This window comes from Pseudomonas grandcourensis, assembly GCF_039909015.1.
Lineage (GTDB): Bacteria > Pseudomonadota > Gammaproteobacteria > Pseudomonadales > Pseudomonadaceae > Aquipseudomonas > Aquipseudomonas grandcourensis.
Genome location: NZ_CP150919.1, coordinates 3,080,870 through 3,101,666, shown reverse-complemented (window position 1 = coordinate 3,101,666; position 20,797 = coordinate 3,080,870). Strand labels below are relative to the sequence as shown.

The following is a 20,797-nucleotide window of genomic DNA, read 5'->3' as shown; positions in this document are numbered from 1 at the left end:
CGATGAGTACCGACGATAAACGCATCCGCGAATTTGCCTATCAGATCTGGGAATCCGAAGGAAAACCCGAAGGCCAGGAAGCCCGTCACTGGGAGATGGCGTGCAAACTGGCGGAAGCCGAAGCCCTGGCCCCGAAAAAACCGGCCAAGGCAACCACGAGCAAAACCCCGGTCAGCAAAACGGCCAATGGCAAGGCTGGCGATGCCAAGGTCGCCGCGGCAAAAACCAAAGCCAAACCGGCGGCGTCGAAAGTGATCCCGCCGGGAGAAAAGGCTGTCGAGAAAAAGCCCCGGGCTGCGCGAAAACCGCCGGCGGTTTGAGACTGTCCTGACAGGGCTTGTGAAGAGTCACCATGAATATTGAGCCTTATGGCCTCATCGCGAGCAGGCTCGCTCCCACATGGGATCAGCGTCGTTCACTAACCTACGGTCCGTTCCCGATTACTGTGGGAGCGAGCTTGCTCGCGATGGCGGTTCAACATTCAATACAAGTGTTGCCGGACATGCCGTCATCGCGAGCAAGCTCGCTCCCACATGTACCCCGTTTACAGGAGTACCTATGACCAGTCCGAAGAAAGCCGCCGCGCCAGCCCCTCGTGCCGAAACCACACGAATCCGCGAAGGCCTGCCCTTTCCGCTGGGTGCCACCTGGGATGGCCTGGGCGTCAACTTCGCCCTGTTTTCCGCCCACGCCACCCGGGTTGAACTGTGCCTGTTCGACGACGCCGGCGAGGTTGAAATCGAACGCATCGAACTGCCCGAATACACCGACGAGATCTACCACGGCTACCTGCCCGACGCCCATCCGGGGCTGATCTACGGCTATCGCGTCTACGGCCCCTACGACCCGGCCAACGGCCATCGCTTCAACCCCAACAAACTGCTGATCGACCCCTACGCCAAACAACTGGTGGGCAAGCTGAAATGGTCCGAAGCGCTGTTCGGCTACACCATCGGCCACCCCGACGCCGACCTCAGCTTCGATGAACGGGACAGCGCGCCCTTCGTGCCCAAATGCAAGGTCATCGACCCGGCGCACACCTGGGGCCACGATCATCGTGTCAGCGTACCGTGGGACAAGACAATCATCTATGAAACCCATGTGCGCGGCTTCAGCATGCGTCACCCTGCCGTCCCCGAGAACCTGCGCGGCACCTTTGCCGGGTTGATGGTCGATGACGTGGTGGAACACATCCGCAAACTCGGCGTGTCGACCGTGGAGTTGCTGCCGATCCATGCGTTCGTCAACGACCAGCACCTGCTGCACAAGGGCATGACCAATTACTGGGGCTACAACAGCATTGCATTCTTCGCCCCCGATCCGCGTTACCTGGCCAGCGGCAAGATCGCCGAATTCAAGGAAATGGTCGCACACCTGCACGAAGCCAATCTGGAGGTAATCCTCGACGTGGTCTACAACCACACCGCCGAGGGCAACGAGCAAGGCCCGACCCTGTCCATGCGCGGCATCGACAATGCGTCCTACTACCGCCTCAAGCCCGATGACAAGCGCTTCTACATCAACGATTCCGGCACCGGCAACACCCTGGACCTGAGCCACCCGTGCGTGCTGCAAATGGTCACCGACTCCCTGCGCTACTGGGCCTCGGAAATGCACGTGGACGGCTTCCGCTTCGACCTGGCGACCATCCTGGGGCGTTATCACGACGGTTTCGACGAACGCCACAGTTTCCTGGTGGCCTGCCGTCAGGACCCGGTGTTGCGCCAGGTCAAACTCATCGCCGAACCCTGGGACTGTGGCCCCGGCGGTTATCAGGTCGGCAACTTTCCGCCGGGCTGGGTCGAGTGGAACGACAAGTTCCGCGACACCGTGCGCGCCTTCTGGAAAGGCGACGACAGCCAACTGGCGGACTTTGCCAGCCGCCTGACCGCTTCGGGCGAGATGTTCAACCAACGTGGCCGTCGCCCCTATTCATCGGTGAACTTCGTCACCGCCCACGACGGCTTCACCCTCAATGACCTGGTGTCCTACAACGACAAGCACAACGAAGCCAACGACGAAAACAATCAGGACGGCAGCAACAACAACCTGTCCTGGAACCACGGCGTCGAAGGCCCCACCGACAATCCCGAGATCAACGCGCTGCGCCATCGGCAGATGCGCAATTTCTTCGCCACCCTGCTGCTGGCCCAAGGCACGCCGATGCTGGTGGCCGGCGACGAGTTTGCCCGTACCCAGGACGGCAACAACAATGCCTACTGCCAGGACAGCGAGATCGGCTGGGTCAACTGGGACCTCAGCGAAGATGGCAAGGCCCTGCTCAAGTTCGTCAAACGCCTGATCAAGTTACGCCTGACCTACCCGGTCCTGCGGCGCGGGCGTTTCCTGGTGGGTAATTACAACGAGGATATCGGCGTCAAGGACGTGACATGGCTGGCGCCGAACGGCACCGAAATGACCACCAGGCATTGGCACGATGCGCACAACCGATGCCTGGGCATGCTGCTCGATGGCCGCGCCCAGGAAACCGGCATTCGCCGCAAAGGCATCGACGCGACGTTGATGCTGGTGGTCAACGCGCATCACGACATCGTCAATTTCCGGCTGCCGGAAGTGCCTGACGGCGGTTTCTGGACGTGCATGATCGACACCAACCAGCCATCTATCCACGGCCAGGAACGCTTCGAGTTTGGCCACGAGTACTCGGTCACCGGCCGCTCATTGCTGCTGTTCGAGTTGCAGCATGAGGAAGAAGAGTAAAAAAACCTACAACCAGTTTTGGCCGCAACACCGCAGAGCGGAAAAATCATTCCGGGCAGGTTCGCGACGCGACGAATAGCGTTACATGAGCAATACTCGATTCGCGGCAATCCAGGGTTTGGCTTGTCGCACCGCTATCAACGAGCCCTCACGGGTCTGCCGGGCTTGTCCGATGCACGACTGAAGGCGACGCAGAACAAGGACGTATCCACCATGAAACCCGTTTCCCTGAGCGAAGCCAATCTGCCATCACAGATCTGGAACAGCGCCCCGCAACTGGACAGCATTCCGGTCATCAGTACCCAGTCGCTTGTGCCCATCGGCGCACGCGCAGTGCTCATTGCCCCACACCCCGGCGATGAAGTCGTGACCTGCGGTGGCCTGCTGCAGTTGCTCAGCAATCTCGGCCACCCGCTGCAATTGATCTCGATCACCGACGGCAGCGCCAGCCATCCGGGCTCTCGGCAGTGGTCGGAAAAGCGCCTCAGCGTATTTCGTCCCCAGGAAAGCGTCGAAGCCATCCGCCGGCTCGGTTTGCCGATGCACAGCCTGAAGTGGATTCGTGGCGGGTTTACCGACAACGCCCTGGTGGAGTACGAAGATCAGATCGCCCAATTCATCACGCGCTACCTGCGCCCCGGTGATGTGGTGTTCAGCACCTGGCGCCAGGACGGCAACGTCGACCACGACACCGTTGGCCGCGCCAGCGCCAGGGCGGCGGCCAATGTAGGGGCAACCTACAACGACGTACCGTTCTGGGCCTGGCACTGGCCGGCACGGGACCGGGAGCTGATTCCCTGGCACCGTGCCCGCAAGGTACGCCTGGATACCTGGACCGTCGCCCGCAAGAGCCACGCCACCCATGCCTACGCCAGCCAACTGGACGGCGAGCCGGCCATCGGCCTCGCGCCGTTGCTGCCCCGGCCGCTGCTGGAGCGTATCCGTTTGCCTTATGAAATCGTGTTGGTATGAAATCATCGATTATCGGTTCGGCGCAGCCTATCGGACTGAACTGACTGCCGTCGCATCAGTCGCATACATAAGCAGCCCTGAGTCAGAGGAGTGCAAGTGGCCAGTCATTCAAAACGGCAGGCAGCCGAATCGACACCCTTGAACACGCCCCCGGCGATTCATCGGCTTCGCGTGCTGACGGTCAACACCCATAAGGGTTTTACCGCGCTCAACCGGCGCTTCATCCTCCCTGAATTACGTGAAGCGGTGCGCAGTACGTCGGCAGACCTGGTGTTTCTGCAAGAAGTCGTCGGCGAGCATGACCGCCACTCCTCCCGCTACAACGATTGGCCACAAACCTCGCAATATGAATTCCTCGCCGACAGCATGTGGAGCGACTTCGCCTATGGGCGCAATGCCGTCTATCCCGACGGTCACCATGGCAATGCCCTGCTGTCGAAATACCCGATCCGCGAGTATCGAAACCTGGATGTTTCCATTACCGGCCCGGAACGCCGTGGCTTGCTGCACTGCGTGCTGGACGTGCCGGGGCATCGCGAGGTGCATGCCATCTGCGTTCACCTCAGCCTGCTGGAAAGCCATCGTCAGCTGCAGTTGCAGTTGCTCTGTCAGCTCCTCGAGTCCTTGCCGGATGATGCGCCGGTGATCATTGCCGGCGACTTCAACGACTGGCAGATGCAGGGCAACGCCACCCTTGTCCGCCGCGACTACCTGCACGAAGCCTTCGAACGCCACCTTGGTCGTCCGGCCAAAACCTACCCCGCACGGTTTCCCTTGCTGCGCCTGGACCGCGTCTACCTGCGCAACGCCAGCAGCCACGAGCCGCAAATACTGGGAAACAAACCGTGGACGCACCTGTCTGACCATTTGCCGCTGGCGGTGGAAGTGCATCTCTGAGCCACAGTTTTTTTGACGCACCTTCAAACAAACAAGCACTTATGGGCACGTCATAAATCAGTCACTTAAACCGTTACCACTTATCGGCCATCTTCTTGACTCGACCGTTGCGGTCTTCTTGACTTCACTTTACTACCCCCGGAATCACCACCAGGACCAGCCTCGGGCACCCGTATAAACGGGCAGTCCGTGACGCCCCCTGATCCATTCGGCCGCCCCTCATTCGGGGTAGGAGAGACGCCAGAGCGAGATACCTCATGCGACCGCAAGGTAGACCTCCATGAACATTTCACTCACCCCACAAGAGATCAAAGTCACTTTTTGCACGGTGTCGAGTTCACTCCTGCTGTGTTCCGCCATGGAAATACTGGCCGCCACCGACGAGCAGGAAACAACCCCGTGGTATCGCCAGGACATCCCGACGCTCGGTTTGTCTACTGTCGCAGTCACCTATCCCGGTCAATTCAGCGCTCATCCCGATCTACGCAGCTCCAGCCTGACCACCGAAGACGCATCGCCCACGGACTGGGACCAACTCTACGGCCAGCCCTCTCGCCAGGCACAAACCGATTACCTGTCCCAAGGGCTGGCCGTCCCCGGCACCCACGCACTCAAAGGCCCGGCGATCCTCACCGTGCAAAGCGCCAGCGGCCATACGCAAAGGGTCGGTCTGGTCGGCGGCACGAGTCAGTACCAGCTCAACAACCACGGCGCACAGATCACCCCGGCAATGTCCGATCCCGACAGCGACAGGCTCAACCTCCAGGGGCATAGCCTCGGCGCCTACTGGAGCCTGACCGGACCACAAGGCTGGCACGTCGACCTGACCGCCAGCGGTGGCCGGGTCAGCGGCTTCAGCCGTAATGTGAAAGGAGCCCGGCAAGCCACCGAGGGCCGCGCGATGACACTGTCGGTGGAGGGTGGCTTCCCCATCGGCCTGGGCGAAAACTGGGTGTTTGAGCCCCAGGCACAGTTGATCAATCAGCGCATCAGCCTGGACGCCCCTTATGCCGGATCCGGCAACGCCTCTTCAACTGACCTGAACTCGTGGAGCGGCCGGGTCGGTGCGCGCTTGCAAGGCAGTTACAACATCAGCGGCCTGCCGGTCGAACCTTATGTGCGGACCAACTTGTGGCACACGGTTTACACCGGCAACACCGTCACCCTCGACCAGGTCGACAAGATCAGCAGCAGCCGCAAATCCTCGACCGTCGAACTGGGTCTGGGTCTGGTGGCCCGGGTGACGCCGTCGGTGAGCCTGTACGTCAGCGCCGACTACAGCAGCGACGTGGACGACAATGACTTGAACGGGTTGATTGGCAGCCTGGGGATACGGATGCGCTGGTGAGGGAATACTTCAAAAGATGATTTGACCAGGCTGGCCCCTTCGCGAGCAGGCTCGCTCCCACATCCATTCAGTGTGGGAGCGAGCCTGCTCGCGAAAGGCAGCACCGCCGACTTAGGATCAGCCCTGCGGCCTTAACATCAACACCGCCAACGGCGGCAAATTCAGCACCAGCGACAACGCCTGGCCATGGCTCGGCACCTCTTCGGCAACCGCCCCGCCACTGTTGCCGTAGTTGGAACCGGCATAGATCGACGAGTCGCTGTTGAGCACCTCGTTCCACTGCCCGGCAAACGGCACCCCGACGCGATAAGCCTCCCGTGGCACCGGCGTAAAGTTGGCCACCACCAGCACCGGCTTGCCGTCCTTGCTCCAGCGCAACCACGCATAAACGCTGTTGATCGCATCATCGCCGATGAGCCACTGGAAACCCTGGGGCACGTCGTCCTGCTCATGCAGCGCCGGCTCTTCGCGGTACAAGCGGTTCAGGTCGGCCACCAGTTTCTGCACGCCCTTGTGCTCGGGGTATTGCAACAGGTACCAGTCCAGTTGCTGGTCATGGTTCCACTCGCGCCACTGGCCGAATTCACAGCCCATGAACAACAGTTTCTTGCCCGGATGGGCCCACATGAAACTCAGGTAGGCCCGCAGGTTGGCGAATTTCTGCCAGCGGTCGCCGGGCATCTTGTCGATCAGCGAGTGCTTCCCATGCACCACTTCATCGTGGGAGATCGGCAGGATGAAGCGCTCGGACCACGCATACACCAGGCCGAAACTCAGCTCGTTGTGGTGATGGGCGCGGTACACCGGGTCCTGCTGAATGTAATGCAGCGAATCGTGCATCCAGCCCATGTTCCATTTGTAGGCAAAGCCCAGGCCACCCTGTTGCGTGCCCTGGCTGACACCCGGCCATGCGGTGGATTCTTCGGCGATCACCAGCGCACCGGGTGCTTCGAGGGCCACCACGTCATTGAGGTGACGCAGGAAGTCGATGGCTTCCAGGTTCTCCCGCCCGCCATGGCGGTTCGGCACCCACTCGCCGGCCTTGCGCGAGTAGTCGCGATACAGCATCGAGGCCACCGCATCGACCCGCAGGCCGTCGACATGGAAATGCTTGAGCCAGTGCAGCGCAGACGCCAGCATGTAGCCGTGCACTTCGGTGCGCCCCAGGTTGTAGATCAGCGTGTCCCAGTCCTGATGGAAACCTTCCTGCGGGTTGCCGTACTCGTAGAGCGCCGTGCCGTCAAACTGGGCCAGGCCGTGGGTATCGGTGGGGAAATGCGCCGGCACCCAATCGAGAATCACCCCGAGTTCGGCCTGGTGGCAGGCGTTGATGAACGCGGCGAACTGGTCCGGCGTGCCATAGCGCGCACTCGGCGCGAATTGCGACAGCAACTGATAGCCCCACGAACCGCCGAATGGATGCTCCATGATCGGCATCAGTTCGATGTGGGTGAAGCCCAGGTCTTTGACATAGGGAATCAGCCGCTCGGTCAATTCGGGCCAGGTGTACTGGCGGGCCACTTCACCCAGGTCGTCCAGCTCGCATTGCCACGAGCCGGCGTGCAATTCGTAGATCGACAACGGCGCCGTCACCCGCTGGCGGTCCCCCCGGGACATCATCCAGTCCTGGTCCTGCCAGTCGATGTTCAAGGGTGAGGCGACTTTCGAGGCGGTGTCCGGTGGCAGGCTGGTGGCCAGCGCCATGGGATCGGCCTTCAACGGCAAAATGCCGTGGGCGCCGAGAATCTCGTATTTGTAGGTGTCCCCGGCTTGCAGGCGCGGAATGAACAACTCCCAGACACCGGTGGGATGACGCAGGCGCATCGGATGCCGACGCCCGTCCCAGACGTTGAAATCACCGACCACCGACACCCGCCGGGCATTCGGCGCCCATACGGCAAAACGCACGCCGTCGACGCCGTCCACGGTTTTCAGTTGCGCACCCAGGCACCCGCTGAGGTCGCGGTGATTGCCTTCGGCAAACAGGTACAAATCCATTTCGCCCAACAAAGGGCCGAAGCTGTAAGGATCTTCTGCGGTTTGCTCGCCGCCGGCCCAACGGGTGCGCAGCAGATACGCTTGCGCGCGCTGGAAATGGCCGACGAACAACCCCGGGGTCTCTGTGGCTTCAAGTTGACCCAGCTCTTCACCGGAGTCCCTGGCCAGCACCTGCACACTCAGGGCGCCCGGCAGATACGCACGAATGAATTGCCCGCCGGCGCCATCGGCGTGGGGGCCGAGAATGGCGAAAGGATCGATATGCTCGGCACGCACCAATGCATCGATATCCCGCGCCCTGGGCAGCAGCGCTTCTTTGTGATGACCCTGTTCCTTGTTCGAGACACTCATGACTACTCTCCACCAAGATCGGAAAAGGGTTTAAGCCCACTCAATAATCCATATAAACCGTGCAACGGCACGGGCAACCAGGTGGGGCGATTTTCCGCCTCATAGGCCACTTCATACGCCGCCTTCTCCAGACCGAACAACGCCAGCGCGGCATCCTCGCCTTCGGGATCTTGCCATGCATGGGCAAGACTAGCTGCCGCCAGCCGATAAGCGTCGACAAATGCCTGCCGCGCCTCGCTCAAGTAGCGATCGGTGACCCGCAAGCGTGCGGCATCGGCCGCCGCGGTGTTGTCGACGCTCTGCACATTGATCGCCATCGCCGCCGCATAGTCGAAGGAACGCAGCACGCCGCTGGCATCCTTGTACGGGCTGTGTTTGCCCCGTCGTTCATGCAATGGCCGGGCCGGTTCGCCCTCGAAGTCGATCAGGTAGGCATCGCCCTTGATCACCAGCACCTGCCCCAGATGCAGGTCGCCGTGCACACGAATGCGCAAGCCGCCCGCGGTCTTTTTGCCCAACGCTTGTACATGGCCGAGGATGGCTTTCCTGTTGTCCAGTAAACGGCCGACCAGAGTCTGGTTCGCCGGGTTCAGTTGATTCTTATGCTGCTTGAGCAAGTTCAGCGCGTGCTCGATTTGCGCCGCGACGTCCCTGGCCGAGGCCAGCGCCTCTTTCTGCGTGGTGACCTGGGGCAAGAAGTCCGGGTTGGCACTCGGCGCCGCCAGCACCTGGTGCATTTCCCCCAGGCGCTGACCGAGCATAGCGGCGAAATCTTTCAGTTCGCCGAGCGCGTTGTAATGCTGTTCCTGCTCGGACATAGCGTCGGCCAGTTCATCGCGCAGCGCCCGCTCGAGGTTGTTCTGCGTCCACTCCCAGGCATCACCCTGATTGCTCAGATAGCCTTGGGCGATCATCAGCAAATTGTCTTCACCCGCCCCGTCCCGGCGCACCACGGCCCCCAGCAATGGCGAAATATTGCTGAACCCGGCTTCGGTCAGGTACGCGCTCATTTCAAGCTCAGGGTGCACACCGCTGGCGACCTTGCGGATCAGTTTCAGCACCAGGCTATTGCCGATCACCACCGAACTGTTGGACTGTTCGGCGGACAGGTAACGTACCGGCGACTCGGCATTGAGGCCGAGTTTTTCCAGCTCCGCGGTGGACTCGAAACGAATGTCGCCGTCGCTGGAGGCCAATACGGTGCCGGCCTGAATGCCCTGCATTACGGCATGCACAAAGGTGTCCAGGCTGAAGGCGTCGGTGATCAGGCCGACCTGGCGTCCGCGCCGTACCCGCGACAATGCCAGTTGCTGCGGCAACGGAGTACCGACCTGATCCTCCGGGATAAAGCCGAACGGCAACTGGTAGCGACTGCTCTGACCGCCGCTGGTGACATTGATCTCGCTGAACAGCACCGGATGCTGTGGATCGCCGAACCGCACGCCATAGGCCAGATCGACCTGTTCGATGGCGGCGTCCTTGCCCGCGAACCAGCGGCGGTTCTGCAACCAGTTGGGCAGGATGCTTTGCTCCAGCGTGGTGCGTGACGGCGCCTCCAGCAATTCCTCCATGCGCTTTTTCAGCACCAGCGTGGTGAAGTCCGGCAGGCTCTGTGCGGGCTCCACGTGCCAGCTCGGCATCTGGTTTTCCGCGGCGAGGCCGAACCAGTAGAAGCCGTAAGGCGCCAGGGTCAGGAGGAAATTCAGCTGGCCGATGGGCGGGAACGCGTTCCCCCCGAGCATTTCCACCGGCACCATGCCGACGTAGGCAGACAGATCCAGCTCGGCGGCCTGGGCACTGCGCGACACGTTGGCCACGCACAGAATGACTTCGTGTTTGCCGTCCACCCCGGTGTATTCGCGGGTGTAGGCCAGAATCCGCCGGTTGCTCGGCGACAGCATCTTCAACGTACCGCGCCCGAAGGCCTTGGATTGCTTGCGCACGGCGAGCAGGCGTCGGGTCCAGTTCAACAACGAATGGGGGTCGCCGGCCTGGGTTTCGACGTTGACCGACAGGTAGCCATATTGCGGGTCCATGATCGGCGGCAACACCAGACTCGCCGGATCGGCGCGGGAAAAACCGCCGTTGCGGTCGATGGACCATTGCATCGGCGTGCGCACACCGTCGCGATCGCCGAGGTAGATGTTGTCGCCCATGCCGATTTCGTCGCCGTAATACAGGGTCGGCGTGCCGGGCATGGACAGCAGCAGGCTGTTGAGCAGCTCGACCCGGCGGCGGTCGCGCTCCATCAGCGGCGCCAGGCGACGGCGAATCCCCAGGTTGATCCGCGCCCGGCGATCGGCGGCGTAGTAATTCCACAGGTAGTCGCGTTCCTTGTCGGTGACCATCTCCAGGGTCAGCTCATCGTGGTTGCGCAGGAAGATTGCCCATTGGCAGTTGGCGGGGATATCCGGGGTCTGGCGCAGAATGTCGGTAATCGGGAAGCGATCTTCCTGGGCCAGCGCCATGTACATGCGCGGCATCAACGGGAAGTGAAAGGCCATGTGACATTCGTCGCCGTTCAGGCCCTTTTTATCGGTGTCGCCGAAGTACAGCTGGGTGTCTTCCGGCCACTGATTGGCCTCGGCCAGCAGCATGCGGTCGGGGTAGTTGGCGTCGATTTCCGCACGGATCTTTTTCAGCACGTCGTGGGTTTCCGGCAGGTTCTCGTTGTTGGTGCCGTCGCGTTCGATCAGGTAGGGAATCGCGTCCAGGCGCAAGCCGTCAATGCCCATGTCGAGCCAGTAACGCATCACCGACAGCACCGCTTTCATGACTTGCGGGTTATCGAAGTTCAGGTCCGGCTGGTGGGAGTAGAAACGGTGCCAGAAGTATTGGCCGGCCACCGGGTCCCAGGTCCAGTTGGACTTCTCTGTATCGAGGAAAATGATGCGAGTGCCGTCGTATTTCTGATCGTCATCGGACCACACGTAGAAGTCCCGCGCCGCCGATCCGGGTTTGGCCTTGCGCGCCCGCTGGAACCACGGGTGCTGGTCAGAGGTGTGGTTGATGACCAGCTCGGTGATCACCCGCAGACCGCGTTTGTGCGCCTCGGCAATGAACCGCCGGGCATCGGCCATGGTGCCGTAGTCGCCGTGTACGCCGCGGTACTCGGCAATGTCATAACCGTCGTCGCGCCGTGGGGAGGGATAGAACGGCAACAGCCAGATGGTGTTGACGCCCAGGTCGGCGATGTAGTCGAGCTTGGCGATGAGGCCGGGAAAGTCGCCGATTCCGTCGTTGTTGGAGTCGAAATACGATTTGACGTGAACTTGATAGATCACCGCGTCTTTGTACCAGAGCGGGTCATTGATGAACGTGGCTGCCTTGGGTTTCTTCGCCATGTGAAACTCCTGGTGAATTCATCTTGGCCACAGGCTGAGAATCCCCTGTGGTGTTCTCAAGAGGCGGTAATTCTCCAAATCCCGAACGGCTGATACGCCGGGTCGATCCGCATGAATTGCTGCTTGCCGTGCCAGGTCCAGCGATGGCCATTCATCAGGTCTTCGCCATGGGTGCTGGCGTAGTCCGGCAGGCCCATTTCCCACAATGGCAATTCGAAGTTCGCCTCCTGCAGGTTGTGCGGATCTAGGCTGACCGCCACCAGAATGAAATTGCCGCCATCGGCACTGCGCTTGCCGAAGTACAGGATGTTGTCGTTCCACGCGTTGTAAACCTTCAGGCCCAGATGCGTGTGCAACGCCGGGTTCTGCCGGCGTATGCGGTTGAGTTGGGCGATCTCGGCAATGATGTTGCCCGGCGCATTGAAGTCCCTGGGGCGGATCTCGTACTTCTCGGAATCGAGGTACTCCTCCTTGCCCGGCACCGGCGCCGACTCGCATAGTTCGAACCCCGAATACATGCCCCACAGGCCCGAGCCCATGGTCGCCAGCACGGCGCGGATGAGAAACCCGGGGCGCCCGGATTCGTGGAGGAACGCCGGGTTGATGTCCGGCGTATTGACGAAAAAATTCGGTCGGTAGCATTCGCGCCACGGCGATTCGTTGAGTTCAGTGAAGTAGGTCGCCAGTTCGGCCTTGGTGTTGCGCCAGGTGAAATAGGTGTAGCTCTGGGAATAACCGACCTTGCCCAGGCGCGCCATCATTGCCGGGGTGGTAAAGGCTTCGGCGAGGAAGATCACCTCGGGGTACAGCGCCCGTACATCGGCGATCAGCCACTGCCAGAACGGCAACGGTTTGGTGTGCGGGTTATCGACGCGGAAGATCTTCACGCCCTCCTCGACCCAGCCGACCACGATGTCCCGCAGTTCCAACCACAGGCTCGGAATCGCCTCGGGGGCATAGAAGTCGACGTTGACGATGTCCTGGTATTTCTTCGGCGGGTTCTCCGCGTATTTGATCGTGCCGTCCGGTCGCCAGTTGAACCAGCCGGGGTGTTGTTTGAGCCATGGATGGTCCTGGGAGCACTGGATGGCAAAATCCAGGGCGATTTCCAGGCCATGGGCCGCAGCGGCTGCCACCAGTCGGCGGAAGTCTTCGCGGGTGCCCAATTGCGAGTGAATCGCCTCGTGCCCACCCTCCTCGCTGCCAATCGCATAGGGGCTGCCCGGGTCATCGGAACCCGCCGTCAGCGAGTTGTTCGGGCCTTTGCGGTAGCTACGCCCGATCGGATGGATCGGCGGGAAATACAGCACGTCGAAACCCATGTCCTGGATCATCGCCAGCCGCGAATGCACGTCATTGAAGGTGCCATGGCGGGTCGGACTGTCGGTGATCGAACGCGGGAACAATTCATACCAACTGGCGAACTGGGCCAGTTCGCGCTCCACATCCACCGGGTATTCCGGGCTCAGGCTCAGGTAGGCGCGATGATCGACGCGGGCCATGAGGTCAGCGCTACGCGGGTGCAAAAACAGTGCAATCTGCTCGGTTTCAAGCAGCCCTGACAGTTCATGGTGCAGGGCCGCCAGTTGCTCGCTGAGTTGCCCTTCGCTGCGTTCGGCGGCTTGTTGCACATGAATCCGCCCTTCCTGCAATTCCAGGCTGACGGGCACCGCCGCCGCATGCTTCTTTTCCAGCTCGTAGCAAAAACTGGCGAACTGATCGATCCAGGCTTCGATACAGAACAGATAACGGCCCTGGCTGTCGACCCGGAACTGACCTTGCCAACCGTTGTTGCCCAAGTCGTGCATGGCCGCGCTTTGCCAGACGTCCTCGTCTTCGGCCCGCCAGCGCACGCGAACCGCCAGTTTGTCATGCCCGTCGGCGAAGACCTTGGCCGTCACCACCACGTCCTGCCCCACCACGGCCTTGACCGCAAACTGCCCGCCTTCAAGGGTCGGCATGATGTTTTCAATGACAATACGCGGCAGCAACAACGCCTGCGACAGCGGCATGTGCGGGTTGTAGCTCAACTCAGTCGGTTTTTCAGCCGTCATCGAGCCTCTCTCCTTACGCCCCATGGACGCGCTTGTGTCTGGTCACCACCCCGCCGGGCAATCCGCCTGGGGATGAAGTCACTTAGGTTCCGAGCGACAGCCGCCGGGAAAGTTTCATCGACAATTTCCGGAATCAAGTCCTACGCGCTGCGGTCAACCAACCAGTCCACCTACTTAAGCACGACTCACGCCATGTGCCACTGGAGGCTTGAACAATGAACAATCCGTTCCTGCCACGACCCCACCGCCAAAGGAAGAACCTCCAACGACGATACCGCCGGTGATTATGAATCCTGAATGACGACAATTGGTCGTTCCTGCGTAGAAACCAGGGACGACCATAAAAATGAATGACATTTCCCAAGAACGCGTAGTACCGGTCCTGAAGCGGCAATTCTGCCCGCCCGACACTTTACGAAACTTACACCCCCCACCTTAAATAGCCATCACTCCGTCAGCCTTGAGCGTGGCCAGCCATGAAAACGATTTTTTCCAGCGTCAGCGAATTCACAAGCAGAGCTAGCGCACAGCACCACGCGCTCAACCGTGAACGACCAATCGACGGCTGGCCTTCCTTTGAAAATATTCAACTACGAATTTCTTTGCTTCGAAGCCGAACGCAACCCCTCAGAACCATCAACCAGAAGCTCGATCATCAGGGATCTGGAGAATCATCTGTTGCAGGGTGATATTGACTACAGCCAGCACGAGCTCTCACAAACGCAAAGCAACGAGCAGGAATCAGGTTGTGAAACTACCTCCACAGACGGGGTGAATCCCTGACAGGCAGGCGCGGTGGATGGACGCCGGCACTTTAAAGCCTTCAACAGTGATTCGGTGATTTGACTGACGTTGATCAACACCCGCCGCCGCTGTTTTGCATAGGCGTTTGCAGCTTTGTGCGACGGGTGCTTCAAGTTGTCGCAGGCCGTGCAAACACAGCCATCTGATCCGCTTTTTAATGCAATACCTGAGTCTGTTATGCAAACAGATCGCCGCTCATAGTGCTCATGCCTGATGGAGGCTGATGAGCGAAAGACCATGAGCGAAAGAATCCCCGTCCGAACCGTAGAAACATTCGAGCCTTCGCGCCCAAAGACGAAGGCCAAATCCAGCGACAACCTGATCCACACCCGCAGTTTCACCGGGCTGTTCCGCAACCTGCGCATCAGCGGCGCGGGATTTCTGTTTTTGCTGTTTTTCGGCACCGTGTGGCTGAACTGGGGCGGCCGCCAGGCGGTGCTCTGGGACCTTTCCGAAAGCAAGTTCCATATCTTCGGCGCGACCTTCTGGCCGCAGGATTTCATCCTGCTCTCGGCGCTGCTGATCATCGCCGCGTTCGGCCTGTTTGCCATCACCGTGTTCGCGGGCCGGGTCTGGTGCGGCTACACATGCCCGCAAAGTTCGTGGACCTGGATCTTCATGTGGTGCGAGAAGATCACCGAAGGCGAACGCAACCAGCGGATCAAGTTGCAAGCCGCGCCGTGGGGCCTGAACAAGCTGATGCGTCGCTCGGCCAAGCACACCTTGTGGCTGGCCATCAGCCTGCTGACCGGCCTGACCTTCGTCGGCTACTTCACGCCGATCCGGCCGTTGGCCGAAGAGCTGCTGACCTTCCAGATGAGTGGCGTCAGCCTGTTCTGGGTGCTGTTTTTTACCGGCGCCACGTACATCAATGCCGGTTGGCTGCGTGAAGCGGTGTGCATGCACATGTGCCCCTACGCACGCTTCCAGAGCGTGATGTTCGACAAGGACACCCTGACCATTTCCTACGACGTGGCCCGAGGCGAAAACCGTGGCCCGCGCAAACGCGAGGTCAAACCCGCCGAAGTCGGACTGGGTGATTGCATCGACTGCCAGCTCTGTGTACAGGTCTGCCCCACCGGCATCGACATTCGCGACGGCTTGCAGATGGAGTGCATCGGTTGCGCCGCCTGCATCGACGCCTGTGATTCGATCATGGACAAAATGGGCTATGAGCGCGGGTTGATCAGCTACACGTCCGAGCATCAGTTGCAGGGTGGCAAGACACACCTGCTGCGTCCGCGCCTGATCGGCTACACCGCCGTGCTGCTGGTGATGATCGCAGCCCTGGTGGTGGCGCTGGTGGAACGGCCGATGGTGTCCCTCGACGTCAGCAAGGACCGGGGCCTGTTCCGTGAGAACAGCCAGGGGCAGATCGAAAACATCTACAGTCTGAAGGTGATCAACAAAACCCAGCAGCGTCAGGACTATCAATTGAGCCTGGTGGATGCCGATGGCTTCCAGTTGCAGGGCAGGACCGAATTCAGCCTCGCGCCGGGGGAAATTGTCGATGTGCCGGTGTCGGTGGCGATGCTCACGGAGCGTCCGGCCAGCAGTTCGCAGAGCATCGGTTTCAAGGTGATCGACAGCGATGAGCCCGGCGTCTACAGCGTGGCGAAGAGCCGGTTTGTTGCGCCGATGAATCGGTGATCCCTTAGACTGCGGTGCTGCCATCGCGGGCAAGCCCGCTCCCACAGGAATTGCATCGTCCATGTGGGAGCGGGCTTGCCCGCGATGAAGTCACCTCGATTTTCTTGAATGACAACCTTCCGGGCACTCGATGAAACGCTACGAAAAATTCGCCGACGACATCGCAGAACTGATCCGCTCCGGCGTCCTGGGTCCCGGCCAGCGGGTGCCGTCGGTGCGCTACGCCAGCCAGACCTACGGCGTCAGCCCGTCCACGGTGTTCCAGGCCTATTACCTGCTGGAACGTCGCGGCCTGATCCGCGCTCGCCCGCGCTCCGGCTATTTCGTCAACGCCCACGCACCCCGGCCGTTTTCCGAGCCGGTGATCAGCAGCCAGGTCAATGAGTCCACCGAGGTCGACGTCAGCGAACTGGTGTTCTCGGTGCTCGACTCGATCAAGGACCCGAACACCGTGCCCTTCGGCTCGGCGTTCCCCAGCCCGACGCTGTTTCCCCTGCAACGCTTGTCCCGCTCCCTGGCCAGCGCCAGCCGCGACATGGACCCGCGCATGGTGGTCACCGACATGTCACCGGGCAATCCGCAACTGCGCCGGCAAATCGCCCTGCGCTACATGGTCGGCGGGCTGATGTTGCCCATGGAAGAGTTGCTGATCACCAACGGCGCCCTGGAAGCCCTGAACCTGTGCCTGCAAGCGGTAACGGAGCCTGGCGATCTGGTGGCCATCGAAGCCCCGGCGTTCTACGCCTGCCTGCAAGTGCTCGAGCGCCTGAAACTCAAGGCCGTGGAAATCCCCGTGCACCCGCGCGATGGCATCGACCTCGGCGTGCTCGCACAGACGCTGGAGCGGCATCCGATCAAGGCTTGCTGGTGCATGACCAGTTTCCAGAACCCCATGGGCGCGACCGTGCCCGAGGCCAAGAAACAGCAGCTTGTGGAATTGTTGCGGCGCCACCAGGTGCCGCTGATCGAAGACGATGTCTACGCCGAACTCTATTACGGACAGCAGGCGCCGAAACCGGCCAAGGCCTTTGATACCGAAGGCCTGGTGATGCATTGCGGCTCGTTCGCCAAGAGTCTGGCCCCCGGTTACCGCATCGGCTGGGTCGCCGCCGGGCGTTACGCGCAGAAAATCGAACGGCTGAAACTCATGACCTCGCTGTGCGCCTCGATGCCGGCCCAGGCGGCCATCGCCGATTACCTGCAACACGGCGGCTACGACCGGCACCTGCGCAAGTTGCGCCACGCGCTGGAGGATCAACAGAGCGCCATGCTCGCCGCCATCGCCCGCTATTTCCCGGCACAGACACGGGTCAGCCAACCGGCGGGCGGGTACTTCCTGTGGCTGGAATTGCCGGAGCAGATGGATTCGTTGAAGTTGTTCCAGATGGCGTTGGCGCACGGCATCAGCATTGCCCCGGGGCCGATCTTTTCACCGACCCAGCGCTTCAGGAATTGTATTCGGCTGAATTACGGCAGCCCGTGGACCGAGGATGCGGAGAAGGCGATGGAGACATTGGGGCGGATTGTGCGGTCGTTCTGATGGTTGGATGTTGCCTGCATTATCGCCTTCGCGAGCAAGCCCGCTCCCACAAGGGTTTATCGGTGTACACGATATCTGTGAACACTGGAGATCCACTGTGGGAGCGAGCTTGCTCGCGATGAGGCCAGCGCAAACAACACCTGCTTCAGGAGTTAACGCCCACCACCAAGGTCAACAAAAGTCCCGGTCGCGTAAGAAGCCTTGTCCGACAGCAACCAGACAATCGCCTCCGCCACCTCATCCGGACGCCCGCCCCGGGCCATCGGAATCGCCGACTCCAGCTTGCTGACCCGATCCGGGTCACCGCTCAAGGCATGGAAATCGGTATAGATGAAGCCGGGGCGCACGGCGTTGACCCGAATCCCCTCACCCGCCACTTCCTTGGACAGGCCGATGGTGAAGGTGTCCAGCGCGCCTTTGGAGGCGGCGTAATCCACGTACTCGTTGGGTGATCCCAAACGCGAGGCGACCGACGATACGTTGACGATGCTGCCGCCCTGCCCGCCGTGCCTGGGCGACATGCGCAGGATCGCGTGCTTGGCACAGAGGATCGGCGCCAGGACGTTGGTTTTCATGATCTTGAGAATGCGGAACTCGGACATTTCGTCGACCCGGGACTTCTGCCCGACGGTGCCGGCGTTGTTCACCAGCGCGGTAACCCGGCCCAGTTCACTGTCGACCCGATTGAACAGCGCGATGACTTCGTCTTCGATGCTGACATCGGCCCGTACCGCAATGGCTTGCGCACCCAGGGCGCGGACTTGCTCCAGCACGGCGAGTGCAGACTGTTCGTCCGCCTGATAGTTGATGCAGATCCGATAGCCCTGCGCGGCGGCCAACAGAGCGGTGGCGGCACCAATGCCGCGGCTACCGCCGGTGATGACGATGACTTTGTCCATGCGAGCTTTCCCCCAATCAAAGCTTAAGCGGTCGGGGGCAAGAATAACCGCCATTGGCGGTTTTTGCATGGCTTCACGTCAGCTGTCATGTCATCGACATCTCGCGCTCGGCACTGGCTTTGAGCTGCTCGACCAATTGTTCCCCGCGATGGATTTCCACCATGAACCCTGCGGCGGGCAGTGGATGCCCCAGCAAGTAACCCTGCAACGAATCGCAGCCGAGTTGAGTCAGGAAGTCCTGCTGCACGCCGGTTTCCACACCTTCGGCGACAATGCGCAACCCCAGCGCCTGGCCGAGGGCGACAATGGCCGAGACGATGGCGGCGTCATCGCTGTCGTGCTCCAGATCCCGCACAAATCCCCGGTCGATTTTCAATTCGTTGGCCGGCAGGCGCTTGAGGTACATCAAGCTCGAATAGCCGGTACCAAAATCGTCGATGGACAGGTCGACGCCCATTTCCGACAGTTCCTGAAGCACTGTCATGCTCGCATCGGCATCGCTCATGGCGGTGGTTTCGGTGATTTCCAGTGTCAGGCTGTTGGCCGGCAGATGGTGCGTCGCCAGCGCCTTGGCGACGCTCTGGACCAACCCGGCATGGCAAAACTGAATGGCCGACAGGTTCACCGCGATGCGCCAGTCGGTGTAGCCCAGCACGTACCACTCGCGCATCTGGCGACACGCTTCGTTGAGCACCCACTCGCCGATCGGAATGATCAGACCGGTTTTTTCCGCCATTTCGATGAACTTGTCCGGCAACAGCATCCCTTGCGTCGGATGCTCCCAGCGCAATAGGGCCTCGGCGCCCACTGGCCGGCCATTGGCGGCGTCGAACTTGGGCTGGTAATGCAGGCTGAATTGCTGGTGCTCCACGGCGTTGCGCAAGTCCTGCAGCAATTGCAGCTGTTTGCGGGCGTTGCTGTTCATCGAGACGTCGAAAAAGCTGTAGCCGTTTTTACCCGCGCCCTTGGCGTGATACATCGCCGCGTCGGCGTTCATCAGCAATTCGTGAGCGGACAGCCCGTTACCCGGATAGAGCGCGATGCCGACGCTGGCGGAAATGTGCAAATCATGTTCGGCAACCCGGAACGCGCGCGCGATCAACCCGACCTGACGGGCCGCCAGGTTCAAGGCGTCGTTCTGTTCGCTCAATTGCACCAGCAACACGAACTCATCGCCGCCGATCCGCGCCAGGGTGTCCTGGCTGCGCAAGTCTTCGCGCAGGCGCACGGCCACTTCGCGCAACAACAGATCACCCATATGGTGGCCGAAGGCATCGTTGACCGGTTTGAAGCCGTCCAGATCGATGAACATCAGGGCAAAGCACCCCCCGTCTTGCCGGACCCGCGACATGGCTTGATCGATTCGATCAGCGAGCAACGTCCGGTTCGGCAACCCGGTGAGGGTGTCGTGCAGGGCCAGTTGGGTCAGTTCACGGTTGGCCTCGGTCAGCGAATGGGCAAGGCTCGCGGTGCGAGCTTCCAGGCGTGCATCGAGGATCGAGGTCAGCAAGGCAATGCTCAGCACCGCCAACGTGGTGATCAGCACCAGGTTGTCCAGGCCATTGCCGCTCAATCCATTGACTGCCGCGCCACAAAAACTGCCGTCGGCAAAGCGTGCGGCGGCCATCCCCGTGTAGTGCATGCCGACGATGGCGATGCCCATGATCACCGCGGCGCCACCACGGATCAGACGGACATAAGGTGTGTGCTGGCGCAGATGGAAAGCGATCCACAATGCCGCGCCCGAAGCACCGACAGCGATCAGCAGCGAGGCGCCGAACAGCGTCGGGTCGTAGTCGATGCCCGGCTGCATGCGCATGGCGGCCATGCCGGTGTAGTGCATTGCGCTGATGCCGGCGCCCATGACCAACGCGCCAAAGGCCAACTGCCAGGCAGGCAATTGCGGCTGGCTGACCAGCCACAGCGCAAAACCGCTGGAGAGCACGCCGATCAGCAGCGACAACAGGGTGATGGCGCCGTCGTACCCCAGGTTGATCGGCAACTTGAACGCGAGCATGCCGATAAAGTGCATCGACCAGATGCCGATGCCCATGGCAACGGCCCCGCCCGCGGTCCACAAATGCACGGCGCGGCCTTTGGCGGTGGCAATGCGTCCGGTCAGATCGAGTGCGGTGTATGAGGCGAGAATCGCTACACAGAGCGAAATGATGACCAAGGTGGGGGAATAGCTGCCTATGAGCATGGAGACTTCTCGCGAA

The 20,797-nt window shown here is 61.0% G+C and carries 13 protein-coding genes; 8 read left to right on the top strand and 5 right to left on the bottom strand.

Going from position 1 to position 20,797, the window contains the following annotated elements:
- The first annotated feature begins 2 nt into the window (after positions 1-2).
- The 5 genes from AABM52_RS13900 (at position 3) to AABM52_RS13880 (ending at position 5,938) form a co-directional block, all read left to right on the top strand.
- Positions 3-320, top strand: a complete 318-nt coding sequence (locus AABM52_RS13900) for a DUF2934 domain-containing protein (protein ID WP_347912336.1) — start codon at positions 3-5, stop codon at positions 318-320.
- Between the two features lie 238 nt (positions 321-558).
- A complete protein-coding gene (glgX, locus tag AABM52_RS13895; protein WP_347912335.1) occupies positions 559-2,721 on the top strand; it encodes a glycogen debranching protein GlgX in 2,163 nt (720 codons plus the stop codon).
- 213 nt (positions 2,722-2,934) lie between these two features.
- Positions 2,935-3,693 (top strand): PIG-L family deacetylase, encoded by a 759-nt coding sequence (locus tag AABM52_RS13890; protein WP_347912333.1) that lies wholly within the window; start codon positions 2,935-2,937, stop codon positions 3,691-3,693.
- Positions 3,694-3,789: 96 nt separating this feature from the next.
- A complete protein-coding gene (locus AABM52_RS13885; RefSeq protein ID WP_347912331.1) occupies positions 3,790-4,590 on the top strand; it encodes an endonuclease/exonuclease/phosphatase family protein in 801 nt (266 codons plus the stop codon).
- Positions 4,591-4,870: 280 nt separating this feature from the next.
- Positions 4,871-5,938, top strand: coding sequence for an autotransporter outer membrane beta-barrel domain-containing protein (locus AABM52_RS13880; protein ID WP_347912329.1), 1,068 nt, complete (start codon positions 4,871-4,873; stop codon positions 5,936-5,938).
- A 117-nt stretch (positions 5,939-6,055) separates the two neighbouring features.
- On the opposite strand, the gene glgB is transcribed toward AABM52_RS13880, so the two are convergent.
- Genes glgB through AABM52_RS13865 form a run of 3 tightly spaced genes read right to left on the bottom strand, consistent with a single transcriptional unit; the run spans position 6,056 to position 13,685 of the window.
- A complete protein-coding gene (gene glgB / locus AABM52_RS13875; protein ID WP_347912328.1) occupies positions 6,056-8,287 on the bottom strand; it encodes a 1,4-alpha-glucan branching protein GlgB in 2,232 nt (743 codons plus the stop codon).
- Positions 8,288-8,289: 2 nt separating this feature from the next.
- Positions 8,290-11,631, bottom strand: coding sequence for a maltose alpha-D-glucosyltransferase (treS, locus tag AABM52_RS13870; RefSeq protein ID WP_347912327.1), 3,342 nt, complete (start codon positions 11,629-11,631; stop codon positions 8,290-8,292).
- 56 nt (positions 11,632-11,687) lie between these two features.
- The gene (locus tag AABM52_RS13865; protein ID WP_347912326.1) at positions 11,688-13,685 is read right to left on the bottom strand and encodes an alpha-1,4-glucan--maltose-1-phosphate maltosyltransferase; all 1,998 of its coding nucleotides are present in this window, start codon (positions 13,683-13,685) and stop codon (positions 11,688-11,690) included.
- Between the two features lie 546 nt (positions 13,686-14,231).
- On the opposite strand from AABM52_RS13865, the gene AABM52_RS13860 reads away from it, so the two are divergent.
- The 3 genes from AABM52_RS13860 (at position 14,232) to mapR (ending at position 17,679) form a co-directional block, all read left to right on the top strand.
- The gene (locus AABM52_RS13860; RefSeq protein WP_347912325.1) at positions 14,232-14,468 is read left to right on the top strand and encodes a hypothetical protein; all 237 of its coding nucleotides are present in this window, start codon (positions 14,232-14,234) and stop codon (positions 14,466-14,468) included.
- Positions 14,469-14,726: 258 nt separating this feature from the next.
- Positions 14,727-16,139 carry a cytochrome c oxidase accessory protein CcoG gene (gene ccoG, locus AABM52_RS13855; RefSeq protein WP_347912324.1) on the top strand — a complete coding sequence of 471 codons (1,413 nt, stop codon included), beginning with the start codon at positions 14,727-14,729 and terminating at the stop codon, positions 16,137-16,139.
- A gap of 130 nt (positions 16,140-16,269) precedes the next feature.
- Positions 16,270-17,679 carry a GntR family transcriptional regulator MpaR gene (gene mapR, locus AABM52_RS13850; protein ID WP_347912322.1) on the top strand — a complete coding sequence of 470 codons (1,410 nt, stop codon included), beginning with the start codon at positions 16,270-16,272 and terminating at the stop codon, positions 17,677-17,679.
- A 152-nt stretch (positions 17,680-17,831) separates the two neighbouring features.
- Here mapR and AABM52_RS13845 read toward each other — a convergent pair whose 3' ends face one another.
- Entirely contained in the window at positions 17,832-18,578 is a 747-nt protein-coding gene (locus AABM52_RS13845; RefSeq protein WP_223466975.1) for an SDR family oxidoreductase, read from the bottom strand.
- Positions 18,579-18,663: 85 nt separating this feature from the next.
- The gene (locus AABM52_RS13840; protein ID WP_347912321.1) at positions 18,664-20,781 is read right to left on the bottom strand and encodes an EAL domain-containing protein; all 2,118 of its coding nucleotides are present in this window, start codon (positions 20,779-20,781) and stop codon (positions 18,664-18,666) included.
- Between the last annotated feature and the right edge of the window lie 16 nt (positions 20,782-20,797).

What these genes read in the sequence shown, in the direction of transcription:
- AABM52_RS13900 (WP_347912336.1), top strand. Translation starts at nt 3, where the DNA reads ATGAGTACCGACGATAAACGCATCCGCGAATTTGCCTATCAGATCTGG.
- glgX (WP_347912335.1), top strand. Translation starts at nt 559, where the DNA reads ATGACCAGTCCGAAGAAAGCCGCCGCGCCAGCCCCTCGTGCCGAAACC.
- AABM52_RS13890 (WP_347912333.1), top strand. Translation starts at nt 2,935, where the DNA reads ATGAAACCCGTTTCCCTGAGCGAAGCCAATCTGCCATCACAGATCTGG.
- AABM52_RS13880 (WP_347912329.1), top strand. Translation starts at nt 4,871, where the DNA reads ATGAACATTTCACTCACCCCACAAGAGATCAAAGTCACTTTTTGCACG.
- glgB (WP_347912328.1), bottom strand. Translation starts at nt 8,287, where the DNA reads ATGAGTGTCTCGAACAAGGAACAGGGTCATCACAAAGAAGCGCTGCTG.
- treS (WP_347912327.1), bottom strand. Translation starts at nt 11,631, where the DNA reads ATGGCGAAGAAACCCAAGGCAGCCACGTTCATCAATGACCCGCTCTGG.
- AABM52_RS13865 (WP_347912326.1), bottom strand. Translation starts at nt 13,685, where the DNA reads ATGACGGCTGAAAAACCGACTGAGTTGAGCTACAACCCGCACATGCCG.
- ccoG (WP_347912324.1), top strand. Translation starts at nt 14,727, where the DNA reads ATGAGCGAAAGAATCCCCGTCCGAACCGTAGAAACATTCGAGCCTTCG.
- mapR (WP_347912322.1), top strand. Translation starts at nt 16,270, where the DNA reads ATGAAACGCTACGAAAAATTCGCCGACGACATCGCAGAACTGATCCGC.
- AABM52_RS13845 (WP_223466975.1), bottom strand. Translation starts at nt 18,578, where the DNA reads ATGGACAAAGTCATCGTCATCACCGGCGGTAGCCGCGGCATTGGTGCC.
- AABM52_RS13840 (WP_347912321.1), bottom strand. Translation starts at nt 20,781, where the DNA reads ATGCTCATAGGCAGCTATTCCCCCACCTTGGTCATCATTTCGCTCTGT.